The sequence below is a fragment of the Proteus sp. fly-1013 genome (genome assembly GCF_040140245.1).
Taxonomy (GTDB): domain Bacteria; phylum Pseudomonadota; class Gammaproteobacteria; order Enterobacterales; family Enterobacteriaceae; genus Proteus; species Proteus mirabilis_B.
Map to the genome: position 1 here is coordinate 265,094 of NZ_JBEEWD010000003.1, position 12,362 is coordinate 277,455.

At 36.2% G+C, this 12,362-nt stretch carries 11 protein-coding genes; 4 read left to right on the forward strand and 7 right to left on the reverse strand.

Annotation, left to right across the window (positions count from 1 at the left end):
• Positions 1–35 precede the first annotated feature (35 nt).
• From dhaL to ABN236_RS07845, 3 genes are all read right to left on the reverse strand, one after another.
• Positions 36–668, reverse strand: coding sequence for a dihydroxyacetone kinase subunit DhaL (dhaL, locus tag ABN236_RS07835; protein ID WP_349473720.1), 633 nt, complete (start codon positions 666–668; stop codon positions 36–38).
• A gap of 30 nt (positions 669–698) precedes the next feature.
• Positions 699–1,763, reverse strand: a complete 1,065-nt coding sequence (dhaK, locus tag ABN236_RS07840) for a dihydroxyacetone kinase subunit DhaK (protein WP_349473721.1) — start codon at positions 1,761–1,763, stop codon at positions 699–701.
• 273 nt (positions 1,764–2,036) lie between these two features.
• Entirely contained in the window at positions 2,037–2,297 is a 261-nt protein-coding gene (locus tag ABN236_RS07845; RefSeq protein WP_023582814.1) for an Ogr/Delta-like zinc finger protein, read from the reverse strand.
• 577 nt (positions 2,298–2,874) lie between these two features.
• On the opposite strand from ABN236_RS07845, the gene ABN236_RS07850 reads away from it, so the two are divergent.
• Both ABN236_RS07850 and ABN236_RS07855 read left to right on the forward strand, forming a co-directional pair.
• Positions 2,875–3,177 carry a phage holin family protein gene (locus ABN236_RS07850; RefSeq protein WP_349473722.1) on the forward strand — a complete coding sequence of 101 codons (303 nt, stop codon included), beginning with the start codon at positions 2,875–2,877 and terminating at the stop codon, positions 3,175–3,177.
• Between the two features lie 74 nt (positions 3,178–3,251).
• On the forward strand, positions 3,252–3,449 hold the full coding sequence (locus ABN236_RS07855; protein ID WP_165122375.1) for a hypothetical protein: 198 nt from the start codon (positions 3,252–3,254) through the stop codon (positions 3,447–3,449).
• Between the two features lie 26 nt (positions 3,450–3,475).
• Here the strand turns inward: ABN236_RS07855 and ABN236_RS07860 are convergent, their stop codons facing one another.
• The 4 genes from ABN236_RS07860 to ecpA all read right to left on the reverse strand — a co-directional run bounded on the left by ABN236_RS07860 (position 3,476) and on the right by ecpA (position 8,941).
• Positions 3,476–5,047 carry a fimbrial adhesin EcpD family protein gene (locus ABN236_RS07860; RefSeq protein WP_349473723.1) on the reverse strand — a complete coding sequence of 524 codons (1,572 nt, stop codon included), beginning with the start codon at positions 5,045–5,047 and terminating at the stop codon, positions 3,476–3,478.
• A 13-nt stretch (positions 5,048–5,060) separates the two neighbouring features.
• Positions 5,061–7,571: a CS1-pili formation C-terminal domain-containing protein gene (locus ABN236_RS07865; RefSeq protein WP_349473724.1), complete on the reverse strand. Its 2,511-nt coding sequence runs from the start codon at positions 7,569–7,571 to the stop codon at positions 5,061–5,063.
• A gap of 17 nt (positions 7,572–7,588) precedes the next feature.
• A complete protein-coding gene (locus ABN236_RS07870) occupies positions 7,589–8,275 on the reverse strand; it encodes an EcpB family pilus assembly chaperone (RefSeq protein ID WP_194951209.1) in 687 nt (228 codons plus the stop codon).
• Between the two features lie 66 nt (positions 8,276–8,341).
• Positions 8,342–8,941, reverse strand: coding sequence for a common pilus major fimbrillin subunit EcpA (gene ecpA / locus ABN236_RS07875; RefSeq protein ID WP_194951208.1), 600 nt, complete (start codon positions 8,939–8,941; stop codon positions 8,342–8,344).
• A gap of 1,618 nt (positions 8,942–10,559) precedes the next feature.
• On the opposite strand from ecpA, the gene ABN236_RS07880 reads away from it, so the two are divergent.
• Positions 10,560–11,495 (forward strand): ABC transporter permease, encoded by a 936-nt coding sequence (locus ABN236_RS07880; RefSeq protein WP_349473725.1) that lies wholly within the window; start codon positions 10,560–10,562, stop codon positions 11,493–11,495.
• 5 nt (positions 11,496–11,500) lie between these two features.
• Complete coding sequence (locus tag ABN236_RS07885) at positions 11,501–12,361, forward strand: ABC transporter permease (RefSeq protein ID WP_318621438.1); 861 nt, start codon at positions 11,501–11,503, stop codon at positions 12,359–12,361.
• Position 12,362 lies beyond the last annotated feature (1 nt).

Below are 12,362 nucleotides of genomic sequence, written 5' to 3' on the forward strand. Positions count from 1 at the left end.
CCTTTATTGGTTGCTTGTATTGGTTTCTTGGTCAGTTATGCATTAACACTATTTGCAAGAGCTTGTATCATCAGTACCACAGAAGCACTGCCGGGATCTTTATGTCCGATACTGCGCTCACCTAAGTAGCTTGCTCGTCCTTTTCGAGCTTGCATTGGGATAGTATTTTCAGCCGCTTTTTCAGCGATAATTTGTGCTTGGTTGAGGGCTTCTTTAATAGAAAGATTTTGTTCATTAGATTGCTTTAATGACTCAACCACAGGCCACCAAACATCACACATGGTTTTGTCATTTGGCTCTGCTTTTCCTCGACTTACAATGCCTTCTACACCTTCTGTTACCATTTCAACGAGTTGATTAAGTTCTAAGTTTTGCAATGAAGCCGTGGGTTTGGCGGCACGAATAAAGAAGGTGCCAAATAGAGGACCACTTGCTCCGCCAATATTTGAGAGCAATGTCATGCCTGTGGTTTTAAGGATGGTGCCAATATCTTGCCCGTCAAATTCAGGTAACTTTTCCTGCACTTTTCTAAAGCCACGATTCATATTTAAACCGTGGTCAGCATCACCAATTTCACGATCTAAATCCGTTAAATAATCACTATTTTGTTCAAACAGTAGTGCGCATTGTTGTAACCAAAGAATAATTTGAGCGTGAGTTAAAGCCATTTCTTGTTCCTTTTTCTTGTTATTAAAGACTTATTTCACCATTGCAGGTGTATTCACTGGGGCATCCCATAAGGTCAGTAATTCGTTATCCACTTTTAATAACGTAATAGAGATCCCTGACATATCGAGCGAAGTACAATAAGAACCAATTAAAGAACGTTCGATGGTTAAGCCAGATTTTTCACAACATTGGGTTAAACGGTTATAAACACCATAAAGCTCAGATTGTGGTGTGGCACCTAAGTTATTAACTAAAACAATGACACGATCGCCAGATTTTAAAGGCTGTTTTTCCTGATTTTCATCGATCCAAGTGCCGTTTTCACGATCCCAATTGCGGATCACACGTTGATAGTGGCCATTTTCAATTAAAGTATTAAACATGGCATCGACGGTATCATTCAGGGAAGTAAATTTACGACGATCAATACCCGGTTCACCGTGAATACCGACGCCAAATTCCATTTCATTTTCAGGTAAAGTAAAAGAAGGTTTTCCCGCAGCAGGAACTGTACAAGCTTCCAAGGCAACACCGATAGAAAAACCATTGTTATTAATGTGATGACCTAATTTAACTAGTTCATCAAGAGAGTCGCCTCTTTCAGCTGCCGCACCCAGTAGTTTTTCAATTAATACGGTATTGGCGACACCACGACGTCCTGCGGTATATAAGCTATCTTTTACTGCCACATCATCATCAACTAATACTGTTGCGATTTTTACACCATCGTCATGAAGCAGTTCTGTTGCCGTTTCAAAATTCAGCACATCGCCGGTGTAGTTTTTCACGATCATTAAAACACCTTCACCACTATCAATGGCTTTGGCGCAGTCATACATTTTATCAGGTGTTGGTGACGTAAATATTTCACCCGGACATGCACCGTCAAGCATTCCTTTACCCACAAAACCTGCATGCATCGGTTCATGTCCGCTACCACCGCCGGACAATAGAGCAACTTTACCTTTTACTGGAGCATCTTTTCGCGTGACATAAAAAGAGGAGGGATGAAGTTTGATTTCAGGATGGGCTTTGGCAAAGCCTTGTAGTTGTTCAGATAACACATCATCAACTCGATTAATCAGCTTTTTCATCTTAAATGCTCCATTTGAAATTTGTGTTTAGTCTTCAAACCAGAAATAGGATTTCTGGTTTGGGTGGCTGACAAATTATTTATTAAAGGATTGGCAAACACGGCATCAATAAGCGGTGTTTGTTTTATTTAAAACATAAGAATTATTTTTATTTAGCTTAAAAATGAATCTACATCATTTATCTTTCTATAAGAATAGGTTAGTCAAATAACCTGTCAGAATGGGAGCAAGATCATAAAAATAAATGAAAAAGAGAGTGTCAGTTGGTGATGGTTACATACCTTGCAAAAGAGTGAGTGCTTTCTCTCTCTGTTCTGGAGAAAGGTTTTTAATCACATCTAATAACAACGTATCTTTGTTTTTTGCACTTGGCATAAGGGTATGACTAAACGTGAGGTTTAAAACAAAGGTATGCCCGCATTCAGGATCACGACAAGCACAATAGAGATCGGATAACTCTTTGTGTTTACGATTACTTTTCTTTATAAGCGCTTTTTCACCGCACTCAGGACAAAAAATAGTTAAGACACGCATATCGCTTTTCTCTTTGCTAAAGGCTATCAGATAGCTTCTATATTAGCTGAAATTTGTATTATAACCAGCCTGTTTATTGTTTTTTTATATAAATCTTTGTTTTAAGGTTATTTAAAGATGCTTAAAACAAGTTTATTTGTTTTGATTGATGTAAATAGTTCGGTTATTGTCGGATAAGCTCTGATAACCGACGTTAACCGAACAAACTTACTAGCCTGAAATACAAACTTTGTAGATAATAGCTTCACGTTAAATGATACGGAGATAAGCAAGATATTGAATTTGTTGTTTATTCTTTTTGTTGATTTTCAGTGTAAGTAGAAAGCAATAGACAAGGATGTCTATTACAAGTTAACAAGGAAGTTAGCAGTAATATAACTGAATCGCCTGTTGTTTATCGCAAATGGATGTTGCGCGTAGTTGAAATAAAAGGAACTTACGTTATCTCAATCGGGAATTTATTCAGTTACACAGGGTCGTGGTTTACTGCTAATTCTTTACAGATTATCTGATGAATGTTGGGAGGTGAGGGTTCTTTTTACGGTTAAAAAAGTGTAATCAGAGATGAGGTGTATTCATGGATGAATATGACAGCACATTGATATCGTTAGTCATAGTGGGCGCTTTTATTGCATTAGGGAAGATGCTCGTTGCGAATGACACCATTACATTAAGATTGTTTATCGGCAAAATTATTTTAGGCTCTGCGGTTTCTGTTGTTGCTGGCGCACTGCTTATTTTATGGCCTGGAATTGATTCTGTCGCAGTAATGGGAATTGGCTCAGCGCTCGGTATTGTGGGTTATCAGTTAGTCGAAATCTGGTTACGTAAACGAGGTAGTCAATTTTTTTCAGGGAAAGAAAAAGATGATACCAAGTAAAAAGTGCAACACGTTTTCATCATAATAAAAGTCGATAAAGTCAGTTTTGTCTCGAATGACTAAGGAGTTAGGTCATGTTCAACACACAAGCGTTATATGCATGGATTGCACTACTGGCGTTTAGTTTGGGTTGGATTGCTCAAGGATGGCATCGAGACAATATAGCGTTAGAACAACGGATGTTAATAACGCAAATCGAAGATCAAGCAAACATGGATGCTTGTCTTGATCTTCAACTTTTTGTTTATGTATTAGAGGAAAATTATCCCTAATATAAAAGAGGAGACGCTTATTTTACTTAGTGAATGTCAGTTCCTGACCATTCTGCAAAGACATTAACATAGCCCCGAGCCTCTACTACACCAATCCAGTCTTCACCTTCCATTGAGAAAAGAGAAGCACTTTCATTCATAGGAAAGGTTAATTGTAAATCGGTACGATAGAAATTGCCTTCTAACTGATAAGGATAAGGCCATGTGGTTTTTGTCCATAATGCCTCTTTTATGGAGATAGGCACATTATCGCAAGCAGTGCGATTTTTTACTTTTGAGCCACCTTCATCGGTATACGTTAAATAGGCTGAAAAAGGCACATTGATTTTTTTATCTTTAGAACTAAATAAGCAGTAAGACTGACCTCGGATTGTTGTTTTCGGTCCTTCAACGGCGGCAGTAATTTTATTTGCTTGGCGAAATGCACTGGTGGTTACAATATAGTCAAAGGTTAGGGGTGGCTCTTTATCGCCCACTTTTCCTTCTCTATGCGGATTATTGGTTAAGTCTTTAGAAACAATACTAATGCCATAATCGCGAGGTTTAATAATAATTGTATTTGATGGCGTAAATTCATAAAACCCTGATTGAGGTACCGAGACATTGGTAAAACTAAAGGTAAATAAATCTTGGCTTTTAGAAAGATCTACGTTGTTTTTAATTAATTTTTTAAAAAAACTTTTTGTAAAATGAACATAAACGCCGCCATTACCAGGAGTGACTAAATAAGAAGCAATCGTTGCTGATGAATAATAATATTTGGTTGAAGTAGGTGTCTGAGAGAGATAAATATCCGTTATGGCTGGTGTAAATGATAATGCGGTCGTATCGACTTTCATCGCCAGTCTCATAACATTTAAGCTTTCGCCTTTTAGCTCATAATCGACCATCTTGCAGACAACATTATCGCCCACAATTTCACAAAATTTAGAGCCTAAGCCTAATACGGCATTACCTTCACTATCGACAAAAATCTCTTGTAACGCATTGGTTGATTTTAGTCTTATATGCCCTTTTTTGGTAATCGCAAAACTTTGCTCATCTACTTTACCGTTTACAGAACGACACGTTTGACCCAATGCCGGGTTGTAATCATTTTTGGTATAGCAGAAGAAATAACTAAAATTCTCAGTACTGCCAACGGGCAAGTTTTGCATATATTGATAAAAAGAATCAGAGAATATCGCTCTAGGAATACCCGCTTCACCGCCATGAGTATTCATATAAGCACGATACATTCCGTTACTTAAAACTTGCTCTGGTCTTTGTATACCATCAGAAGGGCAATCTCTATAGGTTCGCCAGCAACGGTTACCAATAAATGGCATTTTAATTGGGGAGTTTTCTAACCAAATATCAAAGTAATTGTAGAGAGGAACAACACCTGTATATCCCATGTAGCCTAAACTAAGTTGATTATCACTATATTTAGTAAAAACATTAGCACCACTAAAACGGGGGTCCGTTTTTTGTGGAGTAATAAAATATTCGTTATCGATATTGTTTTCAATAAAAACAATATCATTGGTGTAAGTTGCTGCACTGGTAGTAAATGTAGCAAAAAGGGTAAGTATTAATAATAAATAATGTTTAAACATTATATGCTTTCCTTTAATTCCGGTTTACCAATGTAGTTTGTGGATCACAAATTACATCACCTACCCACAGCACACCACGAGCTGATGACAAATCTAATTCAGCTTCACAAATTTGTTTATCATCTTGTTGTAATGAAATTACTGGATAACGTTTATCAACATCCATCGCAAATTGCCCTTGGGTATCGGTTTGAGTGCGCCCGATATGGTTACGTACCTGAGCACTGGCTAACAATGTGCCATCAGGCGATTTCATTCGACCAAACACAGTAACCATCTGTTTTAACTCAGGCTGATGCACTGCAACGTTACCCGGATAAAGCACCACGTTTTTCACCCGACCCGAAGCAATATCAAAGCTGTCTTCACTGTTTTTATCATTCAGCAATTCGACTTTATATTCGGCATAAGGGGAAAGCGGAATAAAGTTATTACTACCCGATAACACAAAGCGTTGGCCATTGACGTTAGCGGCAATTTGACCTTCACCATCAATCCCTGTTTTGACAATCACACCCGATGTTTCTTGTTTACCACTGGCGGAGAAATTCATATCACTATAAGCCAGTGAGCCTCGCGCCGTTAATGTGGTATTTAAACGGTCATTATTAGGGCGACTCATGGTTAACGTACCGGTGCTGTATTTGGTATCAAACGAGCCGTAACCGCTGACAGAGAAATCACTGTCAGTACCATCTTTATCATGTAACAAAGTGGACATGGATAAGCCTGCATTACGAATAGCGGAATCTTCAAAGCTTTTTGATGCAGATAACTCGCCCCGTAGATTACCATTGCTGGAAGAAACACCTGCACTAAGCCATGTTGCTAACGGCAGTGAGAAATCTAAGGTGATATATTTTTCGTTGGTACTGTTTTGGTTATCGTAGTGATAGCGTTGAACACCAGTACGCAAACTCATACTGCCATAACGACCTGTATAAAGTGTAGTTGCATATTCAAAACTGTTAGACTTATTTTTATCTCTTAAATCTTTAGTGTGAGAATAAGTAAATGAGCCTGCATATTCCCAAAATTGAGAGAAATTCAGGGTAGTACCAAAAGAGTAGTTATCAGAGTCATACATAGGAAAATCATCTTTGATATTTCCTTTTTCTCGGTTGACCCATAATGCACCAATCCCTTTAGGCAAGGAGTAATTAGCAGTAAAAATATTACGGTTACTACCATCTTTAGCAATTAATGCCTGCCAACTGGTTGAGAGTGTGTCCGTTAATTGTAAATTACTATTGGTTTCTAATACGGCAAGATTATCAAAAGCATAAGCAGAACCTTGTAGGTTCAAGCCTGAAAATACACCTAATGTAATCGCACCTGCGCCACCAACTAAGATCGTATTATCGCCACTGGTTGTACGATATTCGTTATTATTATTTTTGATACGCTTTTTGTAATCTACATATCCTGAATATAATTCCCAACGGAATTGGTTTAAGGTTGCGCCTTTCATATTGTAAGATTTATTGACAGTTTGGCGCTGCTTAGAGCGAACTTTCCCATCAATCACCACTTCGACATCGACTTCATAAATACCAAAAGGAAGTGGTGCGGTATCCACTTCAAAGCTCCCCATTGGGAAATTCTGAATACTTAATAATTTTCCATCGCGATAAAGACGGACTTCACCGGCACTTGGCAAAAAGACTGTAATAGGTGTTAGAGAGAGTTGAGAATGGCTTACTTTAGACGATGAGTTATTACCGTAAGTAACACCATAAACTTTACTGCTGTTAAGTGCTGACATGGAAGCAATAGATTGTAAGTTCCATGTATTTAATAGACCAAAAGCAAGACGGCGACCATTAAAGTCACGTTCAAACATGGCACGATAAAAGTCAAAAGATTGCTCTGCGGTGCCTAAGCCATATGCAGTGGCGCTTAAGTTCAAATGGTTTTCAGCAAAACTCCAAATACTGTCGATTGAAAAATAACTGTTGGTGTTATCTTTTTGCTGTTTCATTTGATTGTTATAGACACCTAAATCATAGGTGGTAACGGAGGAAATATTATCAACGGTTGATTTTCCTAACATTTCCGAACGGGCTTTAACTTGAGTGGCAAGGCCTGCTTCATTAACATCTAACGACATAATAAAGGTACTTAAATCAAAATTAAGCGTAGCATCTGGGGAAAGCACTATCTTATTATTTTGATCAAAGGGTTTATCTTTAAGTTCGTTTAATGATTGGAGGAGTTGCTCATTGATAGAGGCAACTTGTGCATCACCTTCATCGAGTGTTGGAGTCACTGAGTTAATCGTAATTTTATTGTCTTTAAGTACCACTAGTGCATCGGCAATTTTATTACGGCTTTGTTCTTCTAATACAGATTGATTAGAGAGGTTATAACGTAGATAAACAGGGATCGTCATGCCTTCTTCTAACGCAGTTACGAAGACACTAGGAATGATGTAGTTACCCATCTTTAAACTAGACGATTGGCTAAATGCACTTCCAGATAAAAGGCATAAAGCGATACCTAGAGCTATCCCTGATTTACGCACAATGAATCCTTATTAAATTAATTTATAATAATAAAATCATCGTTATGCCAAATACCGACAGTTGCTCTTTTGCTTTGAACATCGACTTGTTTTAACTTAACACCAAGGCCTGGCATGACGTAATAGCGTTCACTACAACGATTATTTTCATTTTTTGTCACGGCATCAGGCATACAATCGCCCGTGGCGACAGTACGGAATGAGCTATTCCCCGTGTTGTAAACAATACGAGTGCTTTTATCGAAACGGTAACTGAAGTTTTCTTGACGTGGGGCGACGACTAAAATGGTGCTTATCATTGCTGATGTGGTCGCAGTTGCTGCTTTTGCGCTCTGTGTTGATCCGGTTTCAGTCACGGGATCATCACGCCAAACTAAGCGATAATAGCGTTCTTGATTATCACTAGGACCTTTATAGAAAATCTTGAAATTTTCTTTGGTTTTTCCGGGTAAAATTAAGTTTGCTGGTGAGATCAAAATTTCATTATTAACTAAAGGGATCACTTTTCCATCTTCTAAAGGCGATGAAATACGCTCAATAGATAACCCGACTAAACGAGCTTGCTCAACGTTATTTTCGATTTCTTTGGCAAGAATAGTTTGATCAGACTGCATTGTTTCAGTAATAGCACCGACATGGATGGCTGCTGCAAATTGGCTATAAAAAACCAAAGGACTCAAACACGCTAATATTATTTTTTTCATCGTGGATCCTTGAGGGAGAGCGAAAATTCGCTCATCCCGTATTTATTAAAATACTGACTTTGTAACTTATGGTGCTTTAGTGAAGTCGCCTTCCCAAGTTGCAGTAAACTGAACTTTAACGTCGCCATCCCAGTAACCGTCTGCTAAATCAGAGAATTGAGCATCAGTACCTGCGATTTTTGCGGAAGCGATATTAAAAGTGAATTGGCTTTGGCCGCTTACACGCTCTTTACCGTTGTAAGCACCGTCTTGAGCTAAGAAATCAAGACCTGCAGTTGTACCAGCAGCAACGTCAACCATGGTGGTTTCTGTTGAGCTAGTTAAATCAGTACCATTCCATTTAACACCAACAGTTAATTCACTGTTATCAGAAGCACGTACTAATTTATCGGTGATGATTTTTGAAGTCAGTTTAAAGTCAGTGGCTTTTTCTTGACCTTGGATAGTGATATCGAACGCACCATCTTGAGAGTTAAATGCTTTAATACCTTCTGCATAATAGAAAGTTAAAGATTTTAATGGTGTAACAACTAACATACTTTTAGTATCTTTGTATGCTTTCGCATCCCATGAAGCAACAGCACTTGCTTTACGAGTATCAGCTTGAGCAAGAGTTGTTGTACCCATAATAGCAACTGCAAGAACGGCTAATGTCAGCTTTTTCATAAAATATCCTTCGTAGATTAATTCTTATTACATAATGTTTTTAAATAACAGATATTATTTAAAAATGATCTGTTATTCAGTTATTTAGGCTTTAGTAAAAATACTTATTTAAAATGAATTTTAAATAGACTCATTTTAAATAAAATATATTTTTGAAATGGAAAACTGATTGTTTGAATTTTTGAATGTCAATTCTCTTTATGCTTTTAGTCAATATATTCAAATATGCGAAAAAGAGATAAAGCTAAAATAAGTGCATTTATTCTTTTTTGGATTATTTGTTTTATTTACCAATTTGTCTTGAGGTCAATTCTACAATTTAAAACTTTTATGGGGATAGGATTAATCTCATAGGATTTTCTGCTGCAAAATAAAAATATTAGTGTTTTTAAACTTTATCTCAATTTTTATACGCGTAAATCGAGTTTTTTATCGTTATTAAGTAAAGATAACTTAAGTATTTATGATTACTTATCACTATATAAAAAATTTTATTTATTCTCTTTTTGTTTTTTTTTGTTTTGTAAGGTAATTTTTAGAAATATAAGTCCAATAACTTAGTCTTTTTTAGATGTTAATTGGTGTTTTATTTGTTTTGTGATGAGTTTCTAATTAACAGATAAACTTTATTATTGGGAGTGTCTAAAAATGATTAATGAATATTGATCTAAATTAATATATGACTGTTACTACAAATAATTCTTATTTAAATAGAGATAAAACTAATAAGAATTCTATTTCTATTCTTAGTTGGATAATAACTTTATAATGTAAATAAAAAGTAAATAAATAATGAAATATTTGTTTTTACTCAAGGTGAATATGATTTAAAATAATTATCATGAAATAACTATGTAACTAAACTGCTCTCTTATGCAATTTAATATAAATAGAGTATTTGTATTTACAATGATGTGGCGAAGTACTTACTTAAAAAAGAGATAATCAGTCAAATAACGGTTTCGACAGAATTTGATAATGTTCGCCTTTTGTAACAGAGCAGCAGAGTGCCAACTTTCTCTGTTTTACATCTAATCGAAAAGAGTATGTAGGGTATTAACAATCAACATGGTCGAGGGAACAAAGATGGATTTCGATATCAGTTATGTTAATACGATTTTTGTTTTGACCTATTAATAATAGAAAATGTGAAGTTGAAATCGATTATTTAGAGACATTTTTTGTTTTTTAATAAGAGTTCAATAATGAAATAATAAATTAAATATTCTATTTGAGCTTTTTTATTTATAAGTATTTTTAATGTGTTTTCATCTCTATTTTTTATTAATTTGTATCTTTTCGCCAAATTACTCTTTTTTCTAAAAGATGATTTTCATCTTCTTTTTTTGTTTTTTAACTTGTTGATTTTAATCTATATAAATAAAATCTAAATAAACTGTTATTATTTCTAAAATTCCAAATATAATTTTGTTTATAACTGTTTTAAAAATATAAATATTTATCTTTAGAATATATATAAAATAAAAAAGTTATTTTTTATTTAGCTAAAGAAATTGAATAAATAACGTGTTATATCAATAGTTCATCAAAGATTAATCTCTATAATTTGGCTTTCAGTTATTAGACGCCAAATTTATCATTATAATAAATCATCAAAATGAACTTTAAACGCTTTATTTTTAAACGACTTATCCAAGTTGTTCCTATGCTTATTATTGTCAGTATTTTGGCATTTATATTAAGCCATATTTCAGCGGGTGATATTGCTGAAATTACTTTACGAAGCAAAGGGATCATTCCAACACCGGACAGTATTGCAGCGGTGCGAACAGAACTGGGATTAGATAGACCTCTGTATATTCAATATTTAAGTTGGTTGGCACACACCTTACAAGGTGATTTTGGTACATCGATTCAATCCGGTTTACCTGTTAGCCAAGAAATTATGGATAGATTTCCTGCAACGTTAAAATTGGCGTTGGTTTCGACGTTATTTGCCATTATTTTATGTGTCCCTATCGCGTTAGTTTCTGTACGTTTTAAGGATACATCGATTGACCACGGCATTCGTTTTTTAACCACGGTTGCAGCGACCTTACCTGATTTTTGTCTCGGATTGTTATTACTGTATATCTTTGCGATCCAATTACATCTTGCGCCAGTGATTGCAGGCGACAGTATGCAAAATATTCTCTTACCCGCCTTAACGCTCAGTGCAGGGTATGCAGCGATGTATACCCGTATTTTACGTAATAACTTAATTGAAGTGAGTTATACCGATTATATTCGAGCAGCCAGAGCAAGAGGTTTAGGCAAAACAGCAGCACTTTTTCGTCATGGTTTAAAAAATGCCGTTTTGCCTTGTATTACGTTAATTGGCGTGAATTTTGGTAAGTTGTTAGGCGGGCAATTTGCTTGTGAAACCATTTTTTCATGGAATGGTATTGGCAAATTTGCCGTAGATAGTATTCGCCTTAAAGATTTGCCGGTTATTCAAGGATATATCGTTGTTGTGGCGGTAACCTACATTGTTATTAACCTTTTGATAGACGTGTTGTATGTGTTTATCGATCCTAAAATAATGATGGAGTGATAACCATGCAGCCGAATTTTTTGCAGCGATTTTTACAACAACGTTTAGCAATGACTGGCGTGGTGATCATCCTCTTTCTCATTATTTTGGGTGTTTTTGCTCCTTATTTAGCCCCTCATGATCCTTATTTGACTAACGTTAAATTAAAACTGATGAGTGCTAGCGTTGATTATCCATTAGGAACGGATCAACTAGGCCGTTGTGTCTTTTCACGCTTAATTTATGGGATCCGCACCAGCCTTTCGACAGCGGTACTTGCCACTGCATTAATGCTTAGCATTGGTATTCCATTGGGAATTTTAGCGGGATATGTAGGAGGCAAAACCGATAACTTGATTATGCGTCTTGTTGATATCGCATCAACATTTCCATCCAGTTTATTGGCATTGGCGGCAATTGGGATCACAGGTCCCAGTTTAATGACGATCCTATTGGTATTTATTACCCTTTGGTGGGCACCTTTTGCCCGTATTATTCGTGGCTCTGTTATTGCATTAAAAGAGAAAGATTTTATTCAAGCGGCTATCTCTGTCGGTTCACCTCATCGCCGTATTATATTTCATCACATTATTCCTAATGCCATGTCATCTATTATTGTTCTCGCCACATTACGTATTGCGGCGGTTATTACGCACGTTGCGGCATTTTCATTTATCGGTTTAGGCTCACAACCACCTATTGCAGATTGGGGAGTGATGCTCAGTGATAGCCGACAATATATGACGCAATATCCGATGATGATTATCTACCCTGCACTTGCCATTATGCTGTCAGTGTGGGCGCTAAATATGATTGGTGAAGGATTAAATGATGTCTTACAAAACAACGCTAAAGCCTTAGATTTAAAAAAACAGGAGGAGATTTAAG